Origin of the sequence: Quyinboa sediminis (assembly GCF_042219855.1) — a bacterium.
Lineage (GTDB): Bacteria > Bacteroidota > Bacteroidia > Bacteroidales > UBA5342 > JBHJHP01.
This window is the reverse complement of the sequence record NZ_JBHJHP010000002.1, coordinates 198,265-224,285: the sequence shown is the minus strand read 5'-3', so window position 1 is coordinate 224,285 and position 26,021 is coordinate 198,265. Positions and strand designations below refer to the sequence as shown.

22 protein-coding genes are annotated in these 26,021 nt (G+C 40.5%); 4 read left to right on the top strand and 18 right to left on the bottom strand.

The genetic code is table 11. The annotated features are described in order from the left end of the window. Positions 1 to 32 precede the first annotated feature (32 nt). The 4 genes from ACE1EF_RS06190 to ACE1EF_RS06175 all read left to right on the top strand — a co-directional run bounded on the left by ACE1EF_RS06190 (position 33) and on the right by ACE1EF_RS06175 (position 4,691). Positions 33 to 2,084: a hypothetical protein gene (locus ACE1EF_RS06190; protein WP_375719760.1), complete on the top strand. Its 2,052-nt coding sequence runs from the start codon at positions 33 to 35 to the stop codon at positions 2,082 to 2,084. Positions 2,085 to 2,270: 186 nt separating this feature from the next. Next, entirely contained in the window at positions 2,271 to 2,498 is a 228-nt protein-coding gene (locus tag ACE1EF_RS06185) for a DUF5320 domain-containing protein (RefSeq protein ID WP_375719759.1), read from the top strand. 54 nt (positions 2,499 to 2,552) lie between these two features. Next, complete coding sequence (locus tag ACE1EF_RS06180; protein WP_375719758.1) at positions 2,553 to 2,969, top strand: acyl-CoA thioesterase; 417 nt, start codon at positions 2,553 to 2,555, stop codon at positions 2,967 to 2,969. Positions 2,970 to 3,002: 33 nt separating this feature from the next. Next, positions 3,003 to 4,691: an FAD-dependent oxidoreductase gene (locus ACE1EF_RS06175; RefSeq protein WP_375719757.1), complete on the top strand. Its 1,689-nt coding sequence runs from the start codon at positions 3,003 to 3,005 to the stop codon at positions 4,689 to 4,691. A gap of 126 nt (positions 4,692 to 4,817) precedes the next feature. Here ACE1EF_RS06175 and ACE1EF_RS06170 read toward each other — a convergent pair whose 3' ends face one another. The 18 genes from ACE1EF_RS06170 to ACE1EF_RS06085 all read right to left on the bottom strand — a co-directional run bounded on the left by ACE1EF_RS06170 (position 4,818) and on the right by ACE1EF_RS06085 (position 26,008). Further along, a complete protein-coding gene (locus ACE1EF_RS06170) occupies positions 4,818 to 6,068 on the bottom strand; it encodes a M23 family metallopeptidase (RefSeq protein ID WP_375719756.1) in 1,251 nt (416 codons plus the stop codon). 9 nt (positions 6,069 to 6,077) lie between these two features. Next, positions 6,078 to 6,488 carry a tRNA (adenosine(37)-N6)-threonylcarbamoyltransferase complex ATPase subunit type 1 TsaE gene (gene tsaE / locus ACE1EF_RS06165; RefSeq protein ID WP_375719755.1) on the bottom strand — a complete coding sequence of 137 codons (411 nt, stop codon included), beginning with the start codon at positions 6,486 to 6,488 and terminating at the stop codon, positions 6,078 to 6,080. 2 nt (positions 6,489 to 6,490) lie between these two features. Beyond that, positions 6,491 to 8,044: a T9SS response regulator signal transducer PorX gene (gene porX / locus ACE1EF_RS06160; RefSeq protein ID WP_375719754.1), complete on the bottom strand. Its 1,554-nt coding sequence runs from the start codon at positions 8,042 to 8,044 to the stop codon at positions 6,491 to 6,493. Positions 8,045 to 8,071: 27 nt separating this feature from the next. Beyond that, complete coding sequence (porW, locus tag ACE1EF_RS06155; RefSeq protein ID WP_375719753.1) at positions 8,072 to 10,837, bottom strand: type IX secretion system periplasmic lipoprotein PorW/SprE; 2,766 nt, start codon at positions 10,835 to 10,837, stop codon at positions 8,072 to 8,074. Positions 10,838 to 10,966: 129 nt separating this feature from the next. Further along, entirely contained in the window at positions 10,967 to 11,554 is a 588-nt protein-coding gene (locus ACE1EF_RS06150; protein WP_375719752.1) for a hypothetical protein, read from the bottom strand. A gap of 232 nt (positions 11,555 to 11,786) precedes the next feature. Then, on the bottom strand, positions 11,787 to 12,272 hold the full coding sequence (locus ACE1EF_RS06145) for a hypothetical protein (RefSeq protein ID WP_375719751.1): 486 nt from the start codon (positions 12,270 to 12,272) through the stop codon (positions 11,787 to 11,789). A gap of 101 nt (positions 12,273 to 12,373) precedes the next feature. After that, positions 12,374 to 13,102 (bottom strand): hypothetical protein, encoded by a 729-nt coding sequence (locus ACE1EF_RS06140; protein WP_375719750.1) that lies wholly within the window; start codon positions 13,100 to 13,102, stop codon positions 12,374 to 12,376. Beyond that, entirely contained in the window at positions 13,099 to 13,881 is a 783-nt protein-coding gene (locus ACE1EF_RS06135) for a putative signal transducing protein (RefSeq protein ID WP_375719749.1), read from the bottom strand. Before ACE1EF_RS06135 ends, ACE1EF_RS06140 begins: the two co-directional genes overlap by 4 nt. A 60-nt stretch (positions 13,882 to 13,941) precedes the next feature. After that, complete coding sequence (locus tag ACE1EF_RS06130) at positions 13,942 to 14,412, bottom strand: hypothetical protein (RefSeq protein WP_375719748.1); 471 nt, start codon at positions 14,410 to 14,412, stop codon at positions 13,942 to 13,944. 187 nt (positions 14,413 to 14,599) lie between these two features. Next, complete coding sequence (locus ACE1EF_RS06125; RefSeq protein WP_375719747.1) at positions 14,600 to 15,067, bottom strand: hypothetical protein; 468 nt, start codon at positions 15,065 to 15,067, stop codon at positions 14,600 to 14,602. 121 nt (positions 15,068 to 15,188) lie between these two features. Then, on the bottom strand, positions 15,189 to 16,259 hold the full coding sequence (locus tag ACE1EF_RS06120; RefSeq protein WP_375719746.1) for a fibrobacter succinogenes major paralogous domain-containing protein: 1,071 nt from the start codon (positions 16,257 to 16,259) through the stop codon (positions 15,189 to 15,191). A 12-nt stretch (positions 16,260 to 16,271) separates the two neighbouring features. Further along, entirely contained in the window at positions 16,272 to 16,760 is a 489-nt protein-coding gene (locus ACE1EF_RS06115) for a T9SS type A sorting domain-containing protein (protein WP_375719745.1), read from the bottom strand. Positions 16,761 to 16,993: 233 nt separating this feature from the next. Further along, positions 16,994 to 18,613, bottom strand: a complete 1,620-nt coding sequence (locus ACE1EF_RS06110) for a TIM-barrel domain-containing protein (RefSeq protein WP_375719744.1) — start codon at positions 18,611 to 18,613, stop codon at positions 16,994 to 16,996. A 64-nt stretch (positions 18,614 to 18,677) separates the two neighbouring features. Continuing rightward, positions 18,678 to 19,460, bottom strand: coding sequence for a 2-oxo acid dehydrogenase subunit E2 (locus ACE1EF_RS06105; protein WP_375719743.1), 783 nt, complete (start codon positions 19,458 to 19,460; stop codon positions 18,678 to 18,680). A 143-nt stretch (positions 19,461 to 19,603) separates the two neighbouring features. Next, the gene (locus ACE1EF_RS06100) at positions 19,604 to 22,303 is read right to left on the bottom strand and encodes a glycoside hydrolase family 127 protein (protein WP_375719742.1); all 2,700 of its coding nucleotides are present in this window, start codon (positions 22,301 to 22,303) and stop codon (positions 19,604 to 19,606) included. An 841-nt stretch (positions 22,304 to 23,144) separates the two neighbouring features. Beyond that, positions 23,145 to 24,116, bottom strand: coding sequence for a phosphatidylserine decarboxylase (locus ACE1EF_RS06095; RefSeq protein WP_375719741.1), 972 nt, complete (start codon positions 24,114 to 24,116; stop codon positions 23,145 to 23,147). Positions 24,117 to 24,381: 265 nt separating this feature from the next. Continuing rightward, positions 24,382 to 24,879, bottom strand: a complete 498-nt coding sequence (locus tag ACE1EF_RS06090) for a cysteine hydrolase family protein (protein ID WP_375719740.1) — start codon at positions 24,877 to 24,879, stop codon at positions 24,382 to 24,384. Between the two features lie 292 nt (positions 24,880 to 25,171). Then, positions 25,172 to 26,008, bottom strand: a complete 837-nt coding sequence (locus ACE1EF_RS06085; protein ID WP_375719739.1) for a hypothetical protein — start codon at positions 26,006 to 26,008, stop codon at positions 25,172 to 25,174. Between the last annotated feature and the right edge of the window lie 13 nt (positions 26,009 to 26,021).

Here is a 26,021-nt window from a genome sequence, read left to right as displayed (position 1 = left end):
CAGTCTTGTGTATTAACTAAAATTTATATAGTATGAAGAAGTATTTCCTATTTACATTTGTTTTAACCCTTTTATTTCTCAGTAGCTGTGAGGAGAAAACCTGCGATTGTGAAAATAATAACAACGAAGTCCCTGAAGCCTTACAGGGGAAATGGGTTCGTGTGGAGAGTAATAATGTCAATAATGATGGTATGGTTATAAAAGTAGCCAATAACCAGGGGATCATTCTAAGTGTTAAGGAGGTTTTGTCTTTTAACGTCGGAGATATAAAATGGAAAGATATTACTCCGGCAGGTAGTGATATGTACACATACGAAGAACTGGGTAGTGACAATAATTACTATCCTGCAGAAATTACCCTTGAAAATGATACAACCTTAATGATTTCGGTTAGCTCTGCCGGAGCGGGTAATGAACAGAAGTGGGTAAAAGAAGGTACCGGCGCAACTGCTGGTCCGGTTGAGACCGTAATCCTGGACTGTAACACGTTTAAATCGGATTACACTTTGAAAAACGGACCGGCAGAGATCGATTATCTTATCGATTGTGTTATGGATGTAACGGCAGCATTAACCATTGAACCGGGCGTAGTCATCGCTTTTACCGAAAATTCAGGACTCGGTGTTTTTGATGATGGTTCAGTCAATGCAGTTGGTGATCCTGACAAGCCTATCGTATTCATGGGATATAACCCGGGTAAAGGATACTGGCGTGGTATTCATGTTGAATCATCATCGGTAAGTAATAGACTTGAAAACGTGATGATTTCCGATGCCGGAAGTAATTATGTGTATTGTTGTAACGATCCCGCATCCTTATTTATTAAAGGCGGAAAGATGGCCCTGAATCATGTAACCATCAGCAATGGGGCGGAAACGGGACTGGCTGCAACCAATGGATCTGAATTTGCAGAGTATTCCGATGTGACCATTACGTCACATGATGGTTACCCGGCTGTTTTCTCAACAAACGTGCTGTCAGACATCGACGGGTTAGGATCTGATTATACCGGTAACGGCACAGATAATATTTTTGTGTGGGCTGATAAAATTACCTCTGAAACAACATGGAAACCCACGAATGTACCATATCTCATGGAAGGCAAGGTACTGGATGTTACGGAACTGCTGACCATAGAAGCAGGAACGGAGATAAAAATGGAGGAAAACGGCGGAATTGGGGTGTACGACAATGGAGCACTTAAGGTTTCAGGAACCGATGCACTCCCGGTAACCATTCAGGGTAAAGAGAATGTAACAGGTTACTGGAGAGGTATACATATGGAAACCAACAGCCTGAATAATCAGTTGCATTACCTGAATGTATACGATGCAGGTTTCAATTATGTTTATTGTTGTGTTGATCCCTCTGCATTATATTTTAAGTCAGGAAAATGTAGCGTGGACCATTTAAATGTTACCAGTGGCGCCATCGGTATTTATGCCACCGATAATTTCACATTTACATCATACAGTAATGTGGATGTGGAGGCGAAAGATGAACCCCTTTTGATTGCCATTGAACGGGCCGGTGAATTGGATACAGACTCAAAATACAACAGTACGACAGCCACTAAAAATTATATTACATTCATATCCGGATCCAAAGTGAATAATCCGGTTGTCATAACCAAACCGGATCAGTCTATACCGTACCTTGTGGATTATGTTGTGGATGTAAAAGCACAGCTTGAGATACAGGCCGGAGTGGAAATGGTATTTAAAGAAAATGGCGGACTTGGTGTCTTTGATGATGGAATTCTGAACATTTCAGGTTCTGAAGGTGAAAATGTAAGCCTGTACGGCTTTGAAGATGTTCAGGGATACTGGAGAGGTATTCATACCGAAACCAACAGTCTGAACAATAAGATAGACTACGCAACCATTACAAATGCCGGTGGAAACTATGTTTATTGCTGTAACGATCCTGCATCTGTTTTCATAAAGTCCGGTAAGCTTGAAGTAACAAATTCAATGATTTCCGACAGCGGTGGTTATGCCATATATGTAAACAGCGGAGCACAACTGACAAGCTCAGGCAATACATTTGCGAATAACGCCGATGGGAATGTGTTCGAAGAATAATAGACCGGGATGAACCGGAACAAAAACCGTCTGCCTCTGCTGCAGACGGTTTTTTTATGATCAAAAAGAACGTTTACGTTTAATAATTCCTGCTGAATTATTTTTATAACGAGAATATTCTCAATATATTTGTAGTGAGAATATTCTCGTTATTGTATAGTGTTAAATGATAAAAAGGAGGTCAATATGCCAGGTTTAAACGGTAGAGGACCTGAGGGGAAAGGCTCAGGAACAGGACGTGGAGAGGGAAAATGCAGCTCCCGCAAAAGGTTATCAGATAAAAGTTACGATGAGAACAGTACAACCCGGAATAAAAGTCGTGGTTTTAACCGGGAAAATGGTATTCATTCCAATCGTACTGACGGAATGGGTAAAGGGAGAAGATACGGAACACGAAATCATGACGATGCCTGAAAGCACCATGGTATACATTGTTCGTGATGATAAGCAACCTCAGCATGAATTAACATGATTCATGGAGAAATAAGATTACGCCCGCGTTATGGTGAGGTGGATCAGATGGGTTACGTCTATCATGCCAATTATGTGAGTTATTGTCATGAGGCCAGAACCGAGTTGCTGAGACAGCATGGAGTTAATGATTTTGTGCTGGAAAAAAATAACATCATGATTCCCGTAATTGATTTCCGGATCTCCTACAAAAAACCGGCAAGGTACGATGAGGTGTTAACCATTTCAACAAAAGTGACGCAGTTTCCTGAGGTGAGGATGGGTTTTGAATTTGAGATCAGGAATGAAAATAATGATTTGATATGCATGGCAGATTCAACCATTGTATTTGTCAGTAAGAAAACCCGTCAGCCGGTTCGCCTGCCTGAATTTATTGAGGTCAGACTGAAACCACTATTTTCCCAATTGGTTTAGATTAACCAGAATAACCATAAAAGACCCAGAGAAATGAATAGAAAAATTATTGTAATCGGCGGTTCTGCAGCAGGCCCCAAAGCTGCGGCCAAAGCCAGAAGGATGGATGAATTTGCAGAGATAACAATGATACAGAAAGGACCTGACCTGTCGATGGCATCCTGTGGATTTCCCTACTATGTGGGAGGATTTTTCGATGACAGGAATAAGTTATTGTGTACACCTACAGGCGTGGTGCGTGACCCGAAATTTTACTGGAATGCCAAAGGAATAGTTGCCAAAGTGAATACCGAAGTTACCCGTATTGACCGGGAGAAAAAATGTGTGGAATTCACAGACCTGGTGAGTGGTGAAAAGGACTGTCAGCAATTCGATAAACTGGTACTGGCAACCGGAGCCACGGCAAATATGCCTCCTATTCCCGGTACAGACCTGGAGGGCATAACAACTTTACAGTCCATGAAAGATGCAGATTACCTGAGAAAAATCCGGGACGAAGGGAAGGTGAAAAAAGCCGTGGTCATTGGCGGTGGCCTTATCGGTATAGAAACTCTGGAGGCACTGAATCTTGCAGGAATAGAGCTTACGATGGTTGAGTTGTTACCCCAGTTGCTGACTTTCCTCGATTGGAAAATGGCCAAGCTGGTGGAAAACTACCTGAAAACAAAAGCCAATGTAATCACTAAAAACGGGGTGGCTGAATTCAAGGGTGAAGGCGGAAAACTAACAGCTGTAAAGCTTCAGAATGGAACAGAAATACCCTGTGAACTGGCTGTTGTAGCCATTGGGGTCAGACCGAATGTAAAGCTGGCGAGCGAAGCTGGTTTGGAAATCGGTTCATTGGGTGGAATAGCTGTGAATGGATATATGCAGACCTCTGACCCTGATATTTATGCTGCCGGTGACTGTTGTGAGATAACCAATATTATTACCGGAAAGAATGTTCTGGCACCATATGGTGATCTTGCAAATTTAGAAGGAAGGGTAGTAGGGGAAAACGTAATTATGGGAAACACCAAGACGTTTCCGGGAACCATGCAAACAGGTATTTGCAAACTTTTTGATTATGGCATAGGGATTACGGGCCTGTCGGAAACAAAAGCTAAAGAAGCTGGCATAGACTATGTGAAAGTAATAAATGCAAGTCCCGATAAGCCCGGTTTTATGGATGGGAAACTTTTAGTAACCAAGCTTGTGGCAGAAAAGGAAACAGGGAAAGTCCTTGGTGCCCAGTGTGTAGGTCCCGGTGATGTGAGTAAGCAACTGGCAATATGGGCAACAGCAATAAAAGGTAATCTTACCGTTTATGATATGGCAAATGCGGATTTCCCGTACGCACCGCCATTTTCGCTTGCTATTGATCATAGCATTGCCTCTGCGCATTTACTGCAGAATAAGATGGAAGGTATCTTTGAAGGTATCTCAGCCATGGAGTTAAAAGAGAAGCTGGACAGGGAGGACAAGCTGTTTATTCTGGATGCCCGTGGTGCTGACGAATATGAGCAAACCCGCTTAGGAATTGGTGAAACATTGATTCCCATCGGAATGCTAAGAAAACGGCTTAATGAAATTCCTGAAGATAGAGACACTGAAATCATAACCTATTGCAAAATTTCTTTGCGTGGCTATGAGGCTGCTGTCCTCTTAAAAGCGCACGGATATAAAAACGTGAAGGTACTGGAGGGCGGTATTATGGCCTGGCCATACAGCAAAGAAAAATAGTTGTTCTTTTCTCCCAATCGAAAGGCCATCTGTTGATTTAAGCAGGTGGCTTTTTTACATTAATCAACTTTACCGGTGTGGAATTGCTTTGCAGATCAGTTGATCCGGAATAAGAATGTAACGGACTTACTCTTCTTTTTCCGGTTTATTCCAATCAATTGCCTTGAGCATATCTATGGTGTTTTTCTTCACCACGTCAAAGCTATCCCTGTTGGCTTCAAGAATGGGCTTAACAGGAGGTGCCTTTACCTTTAGAGGATTCATGAGTTTTCCGTTTTTCATCACACGAAAATCGAGGTGAGGTCCACTTGCCAGTCCGGTCATGCCAACATAACCAATTACCTGGCCCTGTTTTACCCGTGTCCCTACGTACATCCCGTTGGCAAACTTTTTCAGGTGCATATATACGGTTGTGTATACCGAATTATGTTTGATATAAAGGTAGTTGCCACCACCATTTTTCTGATAGCCTCTTTTGATAATCGTGCCATCTCCAATAGTGAGTACCGGCGTTCCCGAGGGGGCTGCATAATCAATTCCCTGATGCGGCCGGTAATAGTGCAGAACCGGATGCCACCGTCGTAAACTGTAGCCTGAACTGATACGCGAAAAATACTTTAGTGGTGCTTTCAGGAATGCTTTGCGAAGGCTGTTGCCTTCTTCATCGTAGAAGCTGATTGTGCTGTCCTGTTCAAATGGAATAGCCAGAAAATGATCGCCACGGTTCACAAATTCTGCGGCCACAATCCTTGATATTCCAAGTGATGTGGAATCCACAAATTCTTCATCATAAATAACCCTGAATCGATCACCTTTCTCAATACCGAAAAAATCAATGGTCCAGGCGTAAATATCCGAAAGTTCAACGGCCAGCATCGGATTATATCCGTTATCCACCATGGTATTCCATAAGGAACTGGTGACAACACCGGATGCTGTTTTACGTTCTGTTATAATCGGTTTTTGTCCGGTATAAATCTGTACCCCATCTCTGAAATCGTATACCACATACTCCGATTCTGATTTTTCATATACAAAATAGACAATCTCCGGTATTGAATCCAAAGTCTGAAATACGGCATATCTGTTACCAACTTTAATCTTTCTTACATCAAAAACATCCCTGTAATTCCGGGCCAGTTTATCTATGGTCTGATAACTGACACCATACCCGCTCAGGATATTGCTCAGAAACTGATTCCGTTTAACCCTGCTGTGTATCACGTTAAATGAGTCTACCGGTAAACCATATTCCAGGTTTACAATTTCAGGTACAGTATCTGTATCAATTATTTCTGCAGGTTCAGTCTGTTTGTTTGTGTTTTTACAGGAAAAAAGAAGTAAAAAGGAAAGTAGTATGATGACGAAATGTTTCATGAATTCTGTTTAAAAGATTACCGTTCTGGTACCATCAGCGTTGACCTCTATTTTGACCTCCAGCGTGTTTTGGGGTAGAATAGGTTCCACCAGTTCCGGCCATTCTATCAGGCATAAATTTCCGCTGTAGAAATAATCTTCGTAACCAAAGTCGTAAGCCTCTTCGAGATTTTTAATGCGGTAAAAGTCAAAATGAAAAATATGTGAGTCTCCCTCTGTTTCATAATCATTTACGATTGCGAAAGTCGGGCTGTTCACCTGATCCACCACCTTTAAGTGCCTGCAAAGTGCTTTAATAAAAGTAGTTTTGCCGGCTCCCATTTTACCATAAAAAGCCAGAACATTGGAGTTGCCAATGGCTTTTGCAAATTCTCCGGCAACACGATCAATATCTTTTAACGTATTAATTTTAAGCTCCATAATTATTTTTTAGGACTCATTACCACAAACGGTACAATCATCTCTTCCATCGATATTCCGCCGTGCTGGAAAGTATCGCGGTAATAATTCACATAATGATTGTAGTTGTTGGGGTAGGCAAAAAAATCGTTATAATAGGCAAAAATATATTTTGAGCTCACATTGATGGATGGCAATGAAATCTGATCCGGACGATTGATGTCGAACACCTCTTTGCGGTCATACCCCAGGTTTTTACCAACCTTATAACGAAGATTGGTGTTGGTATTGCGATCACCAACCACCTTAATCGGGTTTTTCACACGAATGGTTCCATGGTCCGTTGTTACAATAACTTTGCAGTCCTTTTCTGCCAGTGTTTTAAAAATCTCTATCGTTGAGGAATGTTTAAACCATGAAATTGCCAGCGAACGGTATGCGGCTTCATCAGATGCCAGTTCGCGGATGGTTTTTGATTCGGTTCGTGAATGAGATAACATATCCACAAAGTTGAGCACAATTGTGTTGATATCGTTGTGCAAGAGATTTGGGATCTGCTCTACCAGCTTTCCCCCGGCAGCAGTATCAAAAATCTTATTATACGAATGGGTGTATTTTTTCCTGAACCGTTCAATCTGAGTGCCCAGTAACTGATCCTCGTAGTTGTTTTTGCTCTCTTCCTCATCTTCATCCACCCAGTAATCAGGGAACATCTTTTTTATTTGATCGGGCATCAATCCTGAGAAAATCGCATTTCTTGCATATTGTGTTGCCGTGGGCAGAATGCTGTAGTACAGTTCTTCAGAATCAAAGGAGTAGAACTCGCTGAGAATGGTCTTGATGTCTTTCCACTGATCGTAACGCAGATTGTCAATAACGATGAGAAACACCTTTTCACCCTTGTCGAGCAGTGGAAATATTCTTTCCTTAAACAGGTCAGGACTCATCATTGGTTTGTCTTCAGGCCTGCTGGTGAACCACGAAACATAGTTTTTGCTGATGAATTTGCAAAATGAATGATTGGCTTCGTTCTGCTGCATCTGTAAAACTTCCTTCATCGGGTTGTTGGTACCATCAAGTTCCAGCTCCCAGAATACCAGTTTTTCATATACTTTCATCCAGTCTTCCCAATCCATGGAATCGTTTATCTCAAGACTAAGCTGGGTGAAAGTGGATTGGTAGTCAGAGGTCACTTTGCGACTCCGGATCTCACGCGACTGCACATTCTTTTTGATGGACAACAGCATCTGGTTCGGATTAACCGGTTTAATAAGGTAGTCGGCGATGTTACCACCAATGGCCTCATCCATAATATTCTCTTCCTCGCTTTTGGTCACCATCACCACAGGTACACCCGGATCAATTTTTTTGATGCCTTCCAGTGTTTCCAGTCCGGTAAGTCCCGGCATGTTCTCATCCAGAAAAATGATATCGAAACTCTGTTTCTTACAGGCTTCAATGGCTTCATCACCGCTCAGAACAGTCACTACATTATAGTTACGGCCCTGTAAAAACATCACATGCGGTTTAAGCAGGTCCATTTCATCGTCAGCCCACAATATTTTTATGTCATCCATAGTATTCCGTTTTCTTATTTAGTGCGTTCAGTTTTTTAACGCATCACCCGGTGGTTCATTGCTCTGCGTAGCATCCTTTTTAAAAGGATCCTGGATGGTTCCTTCTTTCGGCTTAATAAATTTATCGTAGAACTGTTTATACGTTTTCAGATCCCTTGTTGTTATCAGGGCCCTGAAGTTACGATCTGATATCACCATACGTTCATATGGTATGGCACTCAGAATTTCGTATAACGACTGATCCAGAATAAATGTCCGCTGATACCATAAACTTTCATCCAGTCCGTTGAAACCGTTAATAATCAGAATGGTTGTATCCTGATTGTAATTCAGCCACGACAGGTCAAAGTCCTTAATCAGGAATTTGGTAAAATTAAATCGAGCCACCTCATATAGGAACTGATTCTCATTTACCCTGCCCGAAGGAATAAGCATTACAAAATAGTAAAGCGCATCTTCATCATATGTATATAACGAACGTTCGCCCGATTCGTTTAAAACACCTGTGGTATCCACAAATTCTTCCATGCCCAGCTGTTCCAGCAGCTCATCCCGTTTTTTCAGCAAAGATCCCGGAGTGGCACCTGTTCCCGACAGTTTCTTGCCGGCATCCAGCTGCGCCAGAATATTTTTGGCCTGATCCGAAACACGTTCTTCAGGATACTGCGTGCGCAGCTCCGTCAGCTGTTTCCGGAAAACCTCTGCCGAATCTGCATCAGAACCAGTAATCAGTGCATTCAGGAACATAAAGTTTGGCTTCAGTTCTGTATCCGGATATTTTTCTATGATCTGACGATAGTTATACGTCACTTCGTTAAAATCTCCGTTCATGTATGCTTTATACGATGCCTCATACAGCGAATCCTGTTCCTGCTTTGCCAGTTCCAGCTTTTTCATGTAATCCGGATCAGACAAAATAGTGGCATAGCGACTGTTTGGATAATCATCAATAATTTTCTGTTTGTAAATACTGGCCTGCGCATCATCACCTTTTTTCAGGTAACACCTGTAAAGACCGAAATAGGCATCCAGAGCTTTGTCGTGTTTTGGGAATCTGCTTACCAGCTGGTTGTAATAATCTATCGCCTTATCATAATCATTCAGGTTGACCCGGAAGACCTCACCCAAACCAAATAATGCCTGTGCGATTTTATTGTCCGACGCCTTAATATCCTGCTCCGAAGAAGGGATGTTTTGCAGGTAGAATTCCCTGGTTTTATTATCCACAACCTGAGCCGTATCTGCCTGTCCTTCATCGTTCTGGGCCAAGGTTCCAAAACCGGTACTCATCTTAACGCTTCTGCGCCAGTTGTCTTCCAGTTTTCGGTTTCCCCATATCCGCTGAAATTCATCTCTTCCTCTTTGTACAAGTTGAGGATTGTAGAAATACCAGTCACTCTGCCCGGGAAGATTAAGAATGGATTCTCCTTTGGCAGCAGCTTCAGCAGCACGTTTCTCATCTTCTTTCACTTTTTCAATGATGCCGTCGATCAATGCATTTTGTTGTTGTGGCGTAAGAGAAGCAACCATCTGCATGCTGTCCTGGTACTCAATGACTTCAAAGTACTCAGCCATCTGGTTCAGCACATTGGCCAGATTACGGATGTTGCGGACTCCGGGATAATCATCACCAAAGGCCGTAGCAGCGCCGGCATAGTGTGGCTGTGCCAGACGATATTCACCGCGGTCGAAATAAATATTGGCCAGCGTTAATTGCGACAAGCCTTTTTGAATGTTATTTCTGGAGCTGTTTTCAACCGAGAGTTCATAGTTCTCTATGGCATCTTCCAGATGATTTTGAGAAAAATCCAGATTCCCGATGGCATAATATATCTGGTCAAGATACTCTTTGTTTTTCTCGTCTTTGATCATTTTTCGCAATTCCTTTTTGATGCCTTCTGCATTCCCTTTACCCTGGAAGACCTCCGTCAGGCGTATCCTCGCATTGAACTCCATCTCATAGGGCGGACTCATCCGCAGAACCTGATTGTAAGTTGCCACAGCGTTTTCATAATTTTCCGATTCCTGGTATAACTGAGCCAGAATATACAGGTATCGGCGTCTGATCTTTTTATCTTTCTGTTCTGCTATAGCATCTTTTAAATAGGGGATGGCATCTTTGTACTGCTTTCTCTTCAAGGCCAGATCGGCAGATACCACAGCAAACTCTCCTGCCAGCTGAAACGGGAAATTGTCATCGTTGGCTTTTTTAAGCATATCTTCAGCTTCATAGTACCAACCCATTTCCGAATAGGCACGTGCCATCCATAATTCTGCCTCATATTTCACATCCTGTGTTGAAAAATGACGTCTTATATAATTGAAAACACCAATAGACTCCAGAAATTCACCTTTGTAGAAATAAGCCTTCCCCATCAGCATATACGCATCATCAACCATACTGTTAAACTCTTCCTGACGAAACCATTCCACGTAGGCCTTGTCATTCGAACGGGATGAGTTGAATTTCGGTTTACTCCGTATGCTATGCTTTTTTATCAGCTTTTTGGCTTTTTCAATGGCATAATCCATCTCTTTATCTGATTTTCCCAGGTTGCTATGCACACTGTATGGAAAAAGCGGAAGGATTTGTGAATAATCATCCTGAAGGGCATCCTCAATTCTCTTTTTCCCCTTCTGGAACGCTTCGTTTCCGTTAAAATATACATTGTAACGGGATGTCAGTTCATGGTAAGAGCGCGAAAGTCTTGTATTGCGGCTGGTTGAACACCCTGCAGCAACTAAAATCAACGCCAGAAGAATATATATGTGGGCCTTAATATTTCGGTTCAAAATTGATGAATGTTAACGGTTTACTTACATAATAACACAATAACTGCAAATTTATTTTTTTTAGGCGATTGATTTATGCAGAAGAGTGCTTTTTTATGAAAAGTAACAGGATAAAAACCTTAAAAACAATTAAAGGAAGAAACCAAAACCAAATCCGAAGTTAATATTATTCCTTTTTGTGATGCTGCTGGTAGAGTCATCCTCGCCATAATTCCCTAGGTATTTGCTGTTTGAATGGGTGTAATTCAGGCTGCACTTTATACATATTGATTCATTAATAAAATAGGCAAGTCCGGCTTCCAAAACACCTTGTGTTATAATCGTCACAGAGAGAGGTGATCCACCCCAATCAGACCTTTCGTTTCCACGGCTTATCATAACACCTACATATGGTAATAACGGTTTTGATCCGAAATATTTATTGACTCCGGCACCGAAAGCTAGATTTAATCCATTATATGCTGATCCTGAATATTCAGAATTTGATATGACCAGTTTGGGTGTGAGAATAACTTCAAAATTATCGACAATAAAATAACCAACTCCGGGATTAAAACCAAGGGAATAGGACAGGTATGGTGAATTGGATTCAATTTGAGTCGTTCCGATATTACCAAAAATGGAACCATGTAATGTTATAGTACTTTTTTCAATCTGTGCGTAAACAGAACTGCTTAATATTGCTAAACTAATGAGCAGAGTTAGTGTTTTAACCATGGGTACTGAGTTTTTTGTTAAGTAACATGGTAATGATAAAATCCTTTATCTTCTCCGGTAGTTCATATTGCATATGAATAATTATTGATAGGTACATTAAATATTTCAATATAGGTTAAGTCGTTTATTGTGAAGTGAATACATGTGTTTTGGCTGATTTTCTTTAATTCAACATATCAGATGTTTTTGCAACATGCAAAATCCAGCCCCTTTTTTAAGGACTTTTCAGAACCTAAAACCTGAATTTAAGTCCAATTCCATTTTGTGTCATTGAAAATCTTAACTCTGTTTCGTAACGGATTAAACTTGTTCGTAAATCTTCATTATAAATGTCAACGGCTTGTTTAACCTTTTTGTTGGAACTTATGCTTATAGGTATTGATATCACAACCAAGCCAGCACCCACACCTGCCATGGTCCAGTTTGGATCTCCTCCGGCTAATGCAGTGCCTAAAGGATAACCTACCAAAAAACCACCTACACCACCTAATATACCTGCGATTGCACTGTTGGCACGGGCTGATTGAATTTGTTTATAAGCTGCATCATTCGGTTTTAAAGCCGTAACTAATTGTGGCATTGTGAGTTTTATATTTGATTTGTAAAACTCATAACCACCAGTAACTTTATGTGCTGATATTGAATCCCTGTCTGTTTGTGCATATGTTAAAGAGATACTAACAGTAAACAGTAAAATGAATAAGGTTATTTTTTTCATTTTAAATGGTTTGTTTAATTAGAGAATAAAAATTAATATTTTATGAATATGGTAACGTTTGTCATTGGGCCAATATTTAAGAGGATAATAGTTTCTATTCTTTATTCTGTTTCCATCAGATAGGTATATATTTCAGTTCCGAGTACCCTTAATGCTTTTAGAACAGCCTCTTTTTCCGTATTGTTGCGTAGTTCTTCCATCGTATACTCACCCGATGTTTTTTTACCGTAACTTTCACGTGTTGTTATATTGGTAAACGGTATTATTCCTGTTCGCGTATCCATTAAAAATGCTTCTACACTGGCAAATGCTTTCACCTCGTCGGCACTGAACGATCTGTATTTGTAATAAATATCACTACTAATGGAATAAACAAGCAATAAATCAGCCTGCAATCTTATGGCTGTCTCGCGAAGATTAGTAATGGACGACTGGTGGTCTGCCATAATTGAGGGCATCAGAATGACCTTAGCCGTTTTTTCGGATGTACTTAATCTTTGCTTTAAAGTTTCAATATACTCCTGTTGGGTTTTGAGATATGCTTCATCGGTTCTGTAATAATAATACGGCCTGCCATGCGATAATCTTTCGCCCTCAGCCTGATAATTAAAAATGGCTATTCTGAGTGAATCTCCAAATTTGATCTTTCCGTTCAGAAGTCGCTGAATATCGTCTTCCGATATCGTTCTGTCATGACTGTTAAACATGGAACGGGAAATCAGATTTTCTGCCGGTTCTGTAGGAATTGCAGATGACGGAACCTGTTGTACCGAACATGAACTTAACGTAAATACTGCCATTAAAAGAATCAGAAACAACGCTTTTTTCATTTGTCTTGATTTTGGTTATGATCAGGTTGTTGATGTTTGACTTTAAAATCGTTTCCGCAGTTAAAACAGTGGTATTTATATCTGAAAGGAGGAAAGGGCACCATGGTGATCAGTGAAAAAAACAGGTATGGGAAATCCCATTTATAATCGATGGCATCATCAAAACGCACATTCTTTGATGCGCAGTGCGGGCAACTTACGATACCAAATTCCTTCTTTTGATTTGTGTAGTTCTCCACATCTTCCTTTTCCAGGTAATACTCCGTTGGGTTGGGCCTTAGGTTTTTCAGAATATCAAAATTAAAGTCGGTCAGTTCATGGATGAGTTCACCAATCGATGGGGTCTTATCTTTATGCGATAGCTTAAGGAATTGCTTTTCTGCAACGATTAGATCGGCCAGTTCTGTGTCAGTCACCAGTTTTCTTGCAATTTTTTCGGGTTGATCCAGAAGTTCGGGATCATGGCGTAAAATGGATTTTATGTGCAATATCTCATCCTCCTTTTCCATGGCGCCGTTAACAGCATCTTCCATGGCATAGCTTCCGGTTTCATCCACCAGGTTCACATCCTGAATAGCCTGTAATATCTGCTTCGCTTTATCGTACTGATCTTCTGGCACCTTTAGTTTGACTCCACCAATGGCAACGGACCGGAATGGATGCACCCAAACCAGATTTTCATCGAAAATATAACACTCAATACCTTCCGATTCAAGCCTTCCCTTGAGAATATGGCATTCAACAGGCATGTTGGATATGTGAATGGTTTTAAGGTTCATTCTTACTGGTTTGTCTGGTATATCATTAATTCACTGACTAAGATATAAAAAAATCAGCCATTATTCCTTTTTAATATCCCCATGGCCTTTGTGAACAATATAAAACAGCGAATCCTGTACTACATAGTACATTCGGTAATATCCGTTTTTGTAGGAACTAAAATCAAAACCCAACGAATTAGCAGTACTTCTGTGTGACATTTTTATGTTGTACATTTCATCCACTATAACGATGTTCAGAATCATATTATCATAAGGATATTGCAGATTCCCCACGTCAGATAAAGGATTTGGATAAAAGTAAACAGGCCATCTTATAGCTCCGTCATCCGGCTCTGTAAATTCGGCCACTTTTTTAAAATCGAGCGAGTCAAACAGTTTCTTCTCCCGGTTTGAGAAATCATCATCCAGCTTCCAGTCCAGGTTGTCATTTATGCTGGTAAAATCAGAATCCGTTTCGCAGGAAACTTGCAGCAACAAAAGTACTACAGTACTTAATAAAACAAATATGTTGAGTATAAATCTGTGCATGGTGATTTTTATTATCGTTTGTTTCAGGCCTTATGAGCTGTAAAATTATTACTTTTTATCTGCGAAGAATGGTTTCGAAGTAGTCGGATTGTATTCCCCTTAATAACAACGACCTGTCCCCTTTCGTTGGACAGGTCGTGTTATCAGAATTGCATATAATTTGAATATCTTCAAAAAATCGTCCTGTCTACTGTTGAGCAAAAACGTAGGTTTCTTCTGATTCGCCATATGACGATGATGCTTTAACATTGATCTGCAGATTAGAATCCACCAGTTGGTATTTTTCCACTAGTGTCAGTTCATTTCCATCCTGCATTGGTATTTTTGTGGTCACAATCAATGTTTTTGCATCATCTGACCAGACAGCTTTCGATTTTTTTTCACTATCGCGAAAGCCTTTGTTAATGCATTCCTTTCCATCAAGCGTAAGCTTATCGGTAAATGTAAAATCCTGATCACGAAATGAAGAGTGTCTTTCAATTGTTAATGTATTCTTATCCTGAGTCAGAATAAGCTGATTGGGAGCCATGCTAAACTGTTCATTCAAAGTGCTTTTTGATTTGTCAATATTCCAGGTTCCTGAAAAATCTGCTTTTTCAGCAAACGATGCAGTGGACAAAGCCAAAACAAATAATAAAAGTGTTAGGTGTTTCATAATTATTGATTTATAAGTTTATAATTAGTGCAATCTAAGAAAATTAATCCAAATATTTTATGACTGTTTATTGGCGTTTCGTTTTTTAGAATGCTTATTCTTAGTAAAATCAATATTTACACTAATCCTTTATACAACGAACAGACACTCCTCCCATAGACTTATTGCCACCACCGGAGTTTATATTACCATTTTCAGCATTAATATCTACTTTAATTGCATGAGTATCAGAAGATGAGGTTGAACTCCACCAATGTCCCTTAAAACCCAGATGGTAGAAATTGCCATCAACAGCACGATATCCACCGGGCAGGGCTGTGAATTTAGTTTCATTGGTTGCATCAGTGTTTGCAGTTGTCCAGTGAATATTACCTGTTTCTTTAAGCTTGCTTCCAGCTATTGTATCTCCTCCCAGATAATCAAACAATGTTATCCATTCTTCCTCAGAAGGAACATGCCATCCAAATGGACACAGTTTTCCTGTATTCACAGTATGCCAATTATATAAAGCACCATATAGTTTAGCATTTGCAGTGCTGTCATTATCATACCAACAGTAGGCAGGTGAATTCAGGTATGTCCATTCTGTTCCGTCTATAACAAGTTCAATTTGTTCACCGTCGTTATATCTCGTCACTCTCAGATTTTCTTTCATCCATATTTGTTTGCCTATTATTACCATATTGTAAATGTTGCTGTCAATATCCGTAACAGTATAAAGACCTAAACTAATTAGTATATTTTCCATCGCCTCAACTTTATTTTCTAATGCATTATCCCCGGTTATTCTTTCAGCAGTTTTTGCATGCAAAGCATAGGGTACACTTAATAGCTGGTTTGTACCTGTAATGGTATAATCAGTTCCTCCTTTGGGGTCAGCTTCGGTTAAAATAAAATATGGTCCATTTGCCCAATCAATATTTGTAAAATCACCATTCACCACCATACCGGCACCTATTTCGATACTTACCAAACCATTTGCATTGGTTGTCGGCGTTTGAGTTTCAATATATACAGCAGTACCATCGGGAGACTCCTGTATGATGCTTATTTGCATCCCAATAGATTGGTTTGGTAACAAATTGTTATTTGCATCCCGGATTACTGCCTGATAGCTCATCTTTTCGGGTGACTGAGCAAACACACTTACCGTAAATACGATGGCTGTCAAAATAATTAATACTCTTTTCATTACGTTTTGGTCTTAATTCTTTGTTATTTTAAATGTCTTCACTTCTTTTTGCCCCTGAAATAACTTTACTAAATAAATAGAAGGTACAAGTTTGCTGACATCAATGCTTGTTTGTGTGTTGGTGATCTTTTCATTTAATAAAAGTTTCCCACCAGTATCATAGAGATGAAAGTGCATGTTTGAAAACTTAAAGTCTTTAACATCCAGTGTTAACTGGTTAATTGCAGGATTTGGATAAGCTGAAATTGTAAGGTTTATGCCTTGAGTTTCTTTTAATTCAGTTACAACCATAATCTCATATGGCTGTTGTACTCCTTCTGCCATTGAACCATTTGTTTCTGCATAGGTATGACATGTAGCCTGTCCAATTGAATAGCTAGCAGATCCTCCATTCCCGGTTGCCACACCTCCGGCAGTATTAACGTTTTCCTGAGCTTGAATGGGCTTAACATACATACATAAAAAGAACAGGATTGTTAAACTTAATTTTAGCTTTAACATTTGTCAGCATTTTAAATTTATCCCTATTATTCATTCCGCATGGTCACGATATTCCGAATAAAAGTACACATATCTAATTACAGGAATGTAAACAGGTTGTTTTACAGTTCGCGTTAGTAAAAATAAAAGTAGTTATTTAGCCGCTTAAAAACAAGAACAGGTTAAACTTTTAATCTGTCTGTATGTGTTTATGCACTGAATTGACATTTATCCATCTCGTTTAGATTATCAGGTTAGTAGGCTGCTAATCCCTTGATTTTAATTTTAAAGTCGCTCCCGTTTTTTTCCAGAAACAATTCAGAACTTTCGGGATTATACTGATGCATGTCGGCTCCGGAAACAGATTGTGGGGCATCAAAGCAAATCAGCTTCAGCTTAAAATTGTATGCATCCGGTGAATATATTTCTAATGTCCCTTTTGTCGAATTCATTGTAACCCGGATATCCGTGTAATCCACACCTTGTCCGCTTGGTTTGTGAAAAACATATTCTGATTTACCATCCGGATAGATAAGGAGTTCAATACTTTTTTTATCACTGTTTGCAACAGGTATAATGGCCCCGGCCCTCATAAAAACAGGATATTTTTCTATGGGATAATACTTTGTAATTGTATCTGAAGACGAAAATACTTCCTTGCTGTCCCAGTAATTAATCCATCGGTGTTCATCCGGGAACACAATGCTGACAGTATCATTTTCGGTTGTGATGGGTTTTACAAAAATGGCATCCCCAAGCATATGAGTATTGTTCTCATTGGAGCACTCCTTTATGATGGAGTGGCCTTTCAGATGTCCTTCTACAGATGTACTGAACAGATAGGGCGCAAGCTTCCGGTGCAGGTTTACATAATCCCTGTAAACAGAAATGGTTTTTTCACTGTAATTCCAGGGTAGATGATGTCCCAGGGCACCATCCCGGCCACCATTCACCATGGCAGGAACCATGCTCGCCAGTTGTGCATAGCGAATGAAGGATTTATTATCGGACGGCTTGCCCCAGTATCCACCTATTTCACATGCAGGCGCTCCATACCCTTTTTGAGCTGACAGGTAGATGAAATTTAACTGGTCGAGCAGGCCTTTAAAATCTCCGGTGAAGTCACCTGTCCACTGGAAGTGCGAGTAGTTTTGAGGTGCCATATCAAGATACCGATTTCTTACATGCACATGTCCGTACGTATAACATAAAAAATCCGGATTTATGGACCGGGCATATTCAAATGCATCCTGGTAATGATAATATTTAAACTCTTTATTTGATAAATTGCCGATGGAAGTTGATACATTATCGTCTAACCATTCGGCGCTGACATCTACTTTCCAGCCATCAATGCCTTGTTTTAAGATCTTATCCACCTGTTTGTGCCACCAGGCTTTTGCTTCAGGATTGGTAAAATCAATGTGTGCGCCCTTTCCTTTATGCCAACTGTGCAGACTCCCATTATTAACCGTATATCCCATGTTTAGAGCCGGTTCATATAGAGGGGACTGGTTTAAAGGAACCTCCCGTGACTCCTTGTTCACAAATCCGGTATACCATAATATCAGTTTAATATTTTTGCTGTGCAGGTGATTAAGCATATTTTCAAAATCAGGATAAAGGGCGGTATCTGATTCAAAATTATTATAGGCAGATGACCAGGGGCTGTCCAGAATGACAGCATCTACAGGAATATTGTACCTGGAGTAGCCATCGATGAGGTACCTGACAGTATTGGAAGTATGCAGCTGATCTTCCCATATCCAGTGACCAAATCCCCAGTATGGCGTAATTGCCGGTTTGGGAGTTTCCTGTGCTCTTATCTGAGAAGAAAGAGTCAGAATAATCAGAATGATTTTTATCGTTTTCATGTGGTTCTGTTTTTATGCTATGATCCGCTTTTAATTGGATAATTCTGTTGAGTATTCAAGTTTTTTATAAACCAATCCCTCCTTCAATATTTTCAGACAGTTTTCTTAAGAACCGGGCCATTTGTGCACCATCTATCACGTCGTGATCCAGTAAAACGGTCATTTGAAGCATTTCCCTTATCGCAATTTTGTCATCCACAACAACCGGTTTTCTGGATATATTGCTGATCCCGAAGCATACCGGGTGTACAGATAACGGAATAAACCATGCATTTCCTTTTCCGGTCATGCCAACAGACGTAAAGGCGATATTTCCCATTTTACTGAAGGCAAGGCTGGGATGTCTTACGAGGTACCGCCAGAAATATCTCCTGATAAGTCCGGGAAACACATAATAGATCTGTTCCAGTCTATTCGTTCTTTTTTGCAGAACGATATCTTTATCAGCCAATTGCTGATCTCTTGCCTCGTTTATTTGTTGCGTTATCGATTCAATGCTGCGCTCATGTGCCTTTTCGATTATGACCGGTATCGGAATTCGTTGCCCGTTTAATACCTTTTCTACAGCAAGTGAAACATTTATATCATTGAAAACCACAATTTTTCGTTTCCCCTTAAGATAGGCTGTGGCATTTTCATAATCCTTCACTGTTATGCTAATGACTTTAATCAGCCATGCAGTGAATGAAATTCTCCGGGTCTTCTTATACGCCTTAATTTTTTCCCTGCTTTCAGACACGTCAATTTCAATCAGTGCCGTAACATGATGTTTCTGACGACCAATGGCACACACATCATTTGTGGCAATTCTTGACTTCGGGAATGTACGGATTTTATATGCATCCATTCACATGCTGTTTAAGCGTACTGTACCAGGTATTAAATGTTATCGTTCATGCCTTGTAGGTTAAATGACTTACCCGGCAGGCAGGCCCGGTCGCCGGAACATACCGGCTGAACCAGTCCGCTTTTCTTGCCAGTCAAACGCTGTCATTCTGCCTTGATCCAGACCATGGATCTTGCATGTTCCGGATGATCACCATCCGGTATTCTGTTATTCCTGGCGTAGTAAGGTATGGCAACAAGAGGAGAGCCATCATTCCATTTACCTTCCAGGGTCATTATGCCACCCAGAAGATCGTCTCTCCAGACCGGCGTCAGAGGATCATTACTTATGTTCTTATCGATATTCTCCTGATCCGCTTCTTCCACATTGTAAATTAACGGACCATATCTTAAGGCAATCCGGCCCGTATCTGCAAGAATTTTCTCATCTGCAGCTATGCGTTGAACTTCCATCGGAAGGGAGAAACTAACGTTGTCGCCTTTTTCCCACTCCCTTTTAATCACTGCATATCCGTTTTCAATTTCGGGAGTAATCTCAACACCGTTCAGGGTAAGCATTTCAATCCCCTGCACTTCCGGGTCAGAGCTATACAGAACACTGGTATGCCTGTCCGGAACCCTTACATAGAGTGCAAATTCTTTCTTCTCTTCAGGATTAACAGTAACAGACACATCTCCGTTCCATGGGTAGTCTGTTTCCTGGATCATTTGCACATCCGTTCCTGCAACGTTTTCAACTTTTATACTGCTTCCAATATACAGGTTTACATAAATCGCATCCGGACTTTTTACATAGGTCCAGGTCGGAATCATTAACAGTGTCCTTGGGATATTGCCGACACAACACGGACAAACATGCCATGGATATCGCTTATAATTTGAAACCAACGGATTTGTGTAGTAAAAGTTTTCACCTTCCATGTCGAGTGAACCCAGAAGGGCGTTATACATGGTTTCTTCGTAAAGATCTGCATATTTTGCATCGTGGTATGCCAGGTTCATCTTATACTGGAAAAAGATAAGCCCGCAACTTGAACATGATTCGCAGTAGGCAGAATTGCGTAGCGAGTAATTGGGACCAAATCCTTCAGAGGTTTCACCACTGCCAACACCTCCGGTGACATAGTATTTTTTATTCACCATATTATCCCACAAGGACATCACGGCACTCTGATAATCAATATCACCTGTTTCTGCTGCCACATCCGCCATTCCCGAATAATTATATACTGCTCTTACCGCATGGCCGACAGCTTCATACTGTTGCGTTACAGGAAGATGGCTCTGGTCGTATTCATTTCCTCCCTTGCGGCTGTCCAACAGATATTTGGCAAGTTTAATATAGTCGTCACCACGGCCATTTCCTTCCATATCGTTGACAAAACGGCCGAAGCGTACCAATGCCTGCTCCATTTCCTGGTGACCATCAAACCATTCCTTTTTCTCCGGTCCGATGTTGTCCACCCAGCAATCGGCCAGTTTTTTTGCTGCATCATACAGCCTTTTATCTGTTCCTTCGGTCAGGGTATAGTGATTGATGGCCGACTCAATAAAATAGCCCGCTACATATCCCTCATGGGTCCCACGTTGAGCAGGAGACCATCTTTCCGTCCATCGTGTAGTATCCCGCAGAGTAAAAGCCGTCTGAAGATATCCGTCCGGTTCCTGTGCTGCAAGTACGATTGGGATCCACTTCTCCAGTGTTTTTTTCATCTGCTCCTGTGATGCCATAATCTCTTTGTCACCTTTGGGATCAACCATCAGTGCAATACACATCGACTCGATGGTCTGGTGTACCCATGCATTCGAAAATACGTATCCAAGATGTGGTCCGTGTGGTTCGCCGCGAAGTGCTTTTGCAGCCTCAATAAAATTATCCAGTCCGCCCTGTCCCTGTTCCAGGTTTGTACTTTCAATCATCCTGATGCAATGCGGTATCCAATTCACAATAATGGATTTTGCTTTGGAATCCCACATCGGATTATCTATGCTGTATTTTTTCGTGTAAACCACATCCAGCCTGTCCTTTGGTGGAAGATCATGCACCCGTACAATAATATCTGATGATCCGTGTGATTTGCCGTCTGTTGCTGTTAATGAAAGCACATATTCACCCTGCTTTGAAAAGCTGGCTGTTCCTTTAATGGAATCCGGATCACTAAAAGATACCTTACCCGGACCACTTACCTTCTTCCATTTCAGTTTGTCCAGTGCATCAACTACCTTAACATCGCCGGATAACCAGGTCTTACCGCCGATCATTACATCTCGGTCTTCACCTGCATTCACAATGGGTGGATAGGTTGGTGCATCACTGCTGGCATAAACCTTCCACTCTATAACATTCATAGGGAGGAAAAAAGAAGAATCCACTTCAATCCTTAGTTTTGTTGTCTCCACAGAGTCAAAGGTTGTTTTATTATATATTCCTGCTTCCAGGCCCAAACCCTTGGCATTGGGGACATGAATGAAATCCGATCCGTTCCAGTAGGTAATGCGGTACGATTCAGGCAATGGAATAACCTTATAATAATCCCAAAGAAATAAATCCACTGCAGATGTCTTTACCGGGTGATCCCAGCTGTATTCAATCCACTGTGGTGTTGCTGGCATTCGTCTTCTGTTACTCTGTCTGGGTCTCCACCTGGTGGAGTCTGTGGGTGTAAGCCCGTCATTTAACCCCGAGAGCCGCGACATATAACGAAATGAACCGCTGGCATTGGCAATATTTGCCAGATTCCTTGGCCCATCAGAATTCGTTTGTTCAGAACAGGATAGTGAAATCATCAGAATGAGGCATAATGCAGGTAGAAGCTTTAAAGGTGTTTTGTTAAAGTGTTTCATTTTGGTAAATGTTAGTTTAATATATTCCGGAGGGTTGACCCCAACGCGTTTGGTCTTGTATTCTGCACCGGCTCAGTTTTTTTCAGTTCATGGATATGAATATTTACATTTTGCATTCCCTCCACATCCTGTCAAAAAGCGAAAGTCTGTTCATCCATTAGTCATTAGGATGAAACTGAAGACAGTTAGCTAAAATCTGATCAGCTTCATGAGCCTGAAACACCCTGAAAAGTATGTACCGGTATCATCAACTTCATAGCCTGGTTCTGGAGTATTAATCAGTTGTTGTGATATACAGCAATGCATACAGTGGGGTGAGTATTAAGTTAATAGTGCCACTAAAAGTAGCGAATTAAATCATTAAAAGCAAGAGAGATAAACAATTGTGAATTAGGAATTATGAATTACAAATTACGAATGGGGAATTGTGCCCGTTTGTTGTCCGGGTAAAGCTTCAGAGCTTCCTCGCGACGCTTGGAATGACAGGCATTTGATGGTTTTTGGCTGGACGATGTTTAGGTTTGCGAATTTGTCGCACACCAACACATCCTCCAGCCCTATATGAACCTAAAGTCTGTCATTCTGAGCGCAGTAAAATGAAGCGCAGAATCTTTAAGTAACATTGATTTTTAGACGGATAACAGTGATTATGAATGTCGAGTTATGAATTATTGGTTTTGCCGGTTTCGTATTGGATGGTAAGAATGCTCCGGATGTTTGGCAGGCTGTTGTTATAATCCACCCAACGCACGTTACTGCATCCGTGATGTGAACATGGCTTTCAGTTTATTCACTATTGAGCAGGTTGAATATTTATGGTACAAAGGTTTGACTTACTCGTTTATTTTTTCTCACCGATTCTTTCGCCCATTTTAACTGTCGTTTCGTATCCCTTAGCTGTATTGTTCAATAAATCCTCATCAATTTGGATTTTATTATTTTCAAACAGTAGTACGATCGTAGAACCTCCAAATTTAAAGTAGCCTTTCTCTTCCCCTTTTTTTACATCATTTCCGGTATACGTTTGTATAATGCTTCCTACCATTGTGGCACCAACTTCGGCCATGATAACATCACCAAACAGCGGATTTGAAATAATTGTATATTCCCGTTTATTTAAAAAGAAGATGTTAACCATTTTACGCAATGCAAGGGGATTGACGGAATAATAGTCCCCGTCAATCTTTTTGCCCGGAGATAAATCTCCACTGACCGGAAAATGAAAACGATGGTAATCGACCGGGGCCAGCCGGATAATTAGCAGAGTACCATCCTGGTACTTTTGTCCCAGATCCGGATTTTCCAGAAAGGAAGATACATCAAAGCGAAATCCTTTTATGATAAAATCGGAATTGTTAATATTGGCATAAGCCAGAATTTTCCCGTCGGCAGGAGATACAACAGTATTGAAAACGGTATCAATTGGTCTCGCATTTTCCTTAAGTTTTCGGGTGAAAAAATCGTTAAAACTTTGGAACTTTTGTTCCTGAGCAATGCTCATATCAACATCAAATTCTTCAATAAATGGTTGAATCTTTTTAGCGGAAGAAGGGCGATCCATCATTTTACCATAGATCGATGAGACCAGCTTTCTTTTTACCAATGCCCACAAGGTTGCTTCTCCTACCGGATTGTAATACAACCATACCAGCCACTTTTCTCCGGCTACCTTTTCTGTTTTTATTTGTCCGCTTTCTCTTTCATAATAGTGAATGGGATCCTGAGGCTTCAGTGGATAAATGGCTATGCTGATAAGTACTGCAAGCAACAGCATAAGAATGCCCCACCTCTTTTTAGTCTTTGTTATTTTCATGTTTGCCATGTTTGCCATGAGAAGCAAAGATAATTCAATGTGTATTAACCGCTACAATAAATAATCAGTTACTCTTTTCCCGTACTCTGTTGCAACAATGTTTTAAGAGGCGATAATGGTTAATTGTATGTTTAATGGCAGACCCGACAGCAATCGGGGGTGTGGTGGTTTCCTGTCAAACCGTGATGAAATTTGATAGGCCTACAACGCCTGAATACCCGGTGAAACCCTTATGACATATACACTTTGCCAGCTACTGGCATCTTTAATCAGAATCTATCAGATCGTTCAAGTTAATTATTTTACTGCCTTTCTTTTCATAATAATTCAGCATTTCATCAATTTTTCTTTTATCATAACTCGTAATACAATCTGATAAGACTGTAACTTTATAGTTTTCCTTGCACATATTAAATACTGTTGATTTCACACAGGCAATTGCGTCTGCTCCTGTAATGTAAAATTCGCTTATTTCATTTTTCCTGATAAAGTTGGTAAAATCTTCACTGGTCAATGCGTTGCCTTTGGATTTTTCAAAAATATTGTCAGAAACCAATTTCATGTCAGAAACCAGTTCAGACCCACGCGTATAAGGTTTGAAAGTCCTTGTGCCGTCAGATAAGTTGTAATGCCTGATGTAAACGACATGAATTTCATTTTGCACGGCCCAATCTATTGACCGGTTAATATTTTCAATGATTTCTTTATAGTTTTTGGTAATGTCATTCTGAATGTCAATTACGACTAAAGACTTTTTCTGCATGGTTTTGCCTTCATTAATTTTCGTTTTAACTTATTGTTTATCAAACTGTCATTTGTTCGCTTGCAGGCAACGTTTCGCTATGAGATCATAGTGGATTAATTTTAAAATCCGTCCGACCTGTTCGGAATAAACATTTTAAGTTCATCGCTTTGTTTTCCTGAATGCCGCCATGCCTAATGCCTTTTGTTAGCGAAAGTGCCTATTTAATTATTTTTCAAATCTTAAATAGGTAAGTTTTTCAAATTGACTCTTTTATCTGGATATGGGATATTTTTTATATTTCTTCTACTATTTATTTTACATAGAGCCTAAAAAACTGTCTGGCATCCTTTATATCCTCTAACCCAAAAATCCAGCACACTTCAGAGAGGTCCGAAAAGTCGAGGCCACCATTTGCAATGGCGCTGTTATTGTATCTTTCGTCTTTACCGTTATATTTTGTTGAGATATCAGAGGCCAGCTGCCAGACATTTGCCTGAGTCTTGTTGGAAATATCCTGTTTCCAATCTGTATAATCTCCGTCTCTGAAGCCGGGCGATCCGTTGCCCACGGTATTCCCGTCCGGAATTTTCATGTAGTCACAATTCTTTTTCACAAACGCAAGGCTTTCCGGCGATGTTGACTTTTCATTCCAGTCACTGTGCTGAACCACATGAATACGCTCTTGTGTTTTTATTTCAGGAAACTTTTTTTGTAAAGCCTGAACCAGTAGAGCAGTAAAATCGGATTGTCCGGCTTCTGCAATCCAGATATCACCGTTATTCCTGATGGTAGCTTTTACCTTCTTTATTACTTCTCTCACTGCCTTTTCGGTGTTTTCATGCGCATCGGACCAGTTATTCCCGAAAGCCAGCCTGAAGAGGTCATTCGGAGGAACATACAAACCGTCCTGAATGCCGTAAGCTCCTGTAACGGCATAGTATTGAAGATCAGAAAATGCAGGATCAGAAATCAGGGACCTGAAGGCTGCAATGGTATGGAGGTCGTCCACGTCTGTCTTACAATCATACTGAACCAGCAGAAAGTCTTTGTCCATATTAAATCGTGAGCCTGCAGAATCCATTCGGGGCATTGAAACAGCATTTACTGTTAATATGAATGTTGCGAAAAAGAGGGTTAAAAGTTTCATAATATTGCACTTG

What these genes read in the sequence shown, in the direction of transcription:
- tsaE (WP_375719755.1), bottom strand. Translation starts at nt 6,488, where the DNA reads ATGGAGCTTAAAATTAATACGTTAAAAGATATTGATCGTGTTGCCGGA.
- ACE1EF_RS06085 (WP_375719739.1), bottom strand. Translation starts at nt 26,008, where the DNA reads ATGAAACTTTTAACCCTCTTTTTCGCAACATTCATATTAACAGTAAAT.
- ACE1EF_RS06090 (WP_375719740.1), bottom strand. Translation starts at nt 24,879, where the DNA reads ATGCAGAAAAAGTCTTTAGTCGTAATTGACATTCAGAATGACATTACC.
- ACE1EF_RS06105 (WP_375719743.1), bottom strand. Translation starts at nt 19,460, where the DNA reads ATGGATGCATATAAAATCCGTACATTCCCGAAGTCAAGAATTGCCACA.
- ACE1EF_RS06095 (WP_375719741.1), bottom strand. Translation starts at nt 24,116, where the DNA reads ATGAAAATAACAAAGACTAAAAAGAGGTGGGGCATTCTTATGCTGTTG.
- ACE1EF_RS06145 (WP_375719751.1), bottom strand. Translation starts at nt 12,272, where the DNA reads ATGAAAAAAATAACCTTATTCATTTTACTGTTTACTGTTAGTATCTCT.
- ACE1EF_RS06115 (WP_375719745.1), bottom strand. Translation starts at nt 16,760, where the DNA reads ATGTTAAAGCTAAAATTAAGTTTAACAATCCTGTTCTTTTTATGTATG.
- ACE1EF_RS06190 (WP_375719760.1), top strand. Translation starts at nt 33, where the DNA reads ATGAAGAAGTATTTCCTATTTACATTTGTTTTAACCCTTTTATTTCTC.
- ACE1EF_RS06135 (WP_375719749.1), bottom strand. Translation starts at nt 13,881, where the DNA reads ATGAACCTTAAAACCATTCACATATCCAACATGCCTGTTGAATGCCAT.
- ACE1EF_RS06185 (WP_375719759.1), top strand. Translation starts at nt 2,271, where the DNA reads ATGCCAGGTTTAAACGGTAGAGGACCTGAGGGGAAAGGCTCAGGAACA.
- ACE1EF_RS06110 (WP_375719744.1), bottom strand. Translation starts at nt 18,613, where the DNA reads ATGAAAACGATAAAAATCATTCTGATTATTCTGACTCTTTCTTCTCAG.
- porX (WP_375719754.1), bottom strand. Translation starts at nt 8,044, where the DNA reads ATGGATGACATAAAAATATTGTGGGCTGACGATGAAATGGACCTGCTT.
- ACE1EF_RS06140 (WP_375719750.1), bottom strand. Translation starts at nt 13,102, where the DNA reads ATGAAAAAAGCGTTGTTTCTGATTCTTTTAATGGCAGTATTTACGTTA.
- ACE1EF_RS06180 (WP_375719758.1), top strand. Translation starts at nt 2,553, where the DNA reads ATGATTCATGGAGAAATAAGATTACGCCCGCGTTATGGTGAGGTGGAT.
- ACE1EF_RS06170 (WP_375719756.1), bottom strand. Translation starts at nt 6,068, where the DNA reads ATGAAACATTTCGTCATCATACTACTTTCCTTTTTACTTCTTTTTTCC.
- ACE1EF_RS06120 (WP_375719746.1), bottom strand. Translation starts at nt 16,259, where the DNA reads ATGAAAAGAGTATTAATTATTTTGACAGCCATCGTATTTACGGTAAGT.
- ACE1EF_RS06175 (WP_375719757.1), top strand. Translation starts at nt 3,003, where the DNA reads ATGAATAGAAAAATTATTGTAATCGGCGGTTCTGCAGCAGGCCCCAAA.
- ACE1EF_RS06100 (WP_375719742.1), bottom strand. Translation starts at nt 22,303, where the DNA reads ATGAAACACTTTAACAAAACACCTTTAAAGCTTCTACCTGCATTATGC.
- ACE1EF_RS06130 (WP_375719748.1), bottom strand. Translation starts at nt 14,412, where the DNA reads ATGCACAGATTTATACTCAACATATTTGTTTTATTAAGTACTGTAGTA.
- ACE1EF_RS06125 (WP_375719747.1), bottom strand. Translation starts at nt 15,067, where the DNA reads ATGAAACACCTAACACTTTTATTATTTGTTTTGGCTTTGTCCACTGCA.
- ACE1EF_RS06150 (WP_375719752.1), bottom strand. Translation starts at nt 11,554, where the DNA reads ATGGTTAAAACACTAACTCTGCTCATTAGTTTAGCAATATTAAGCAGT.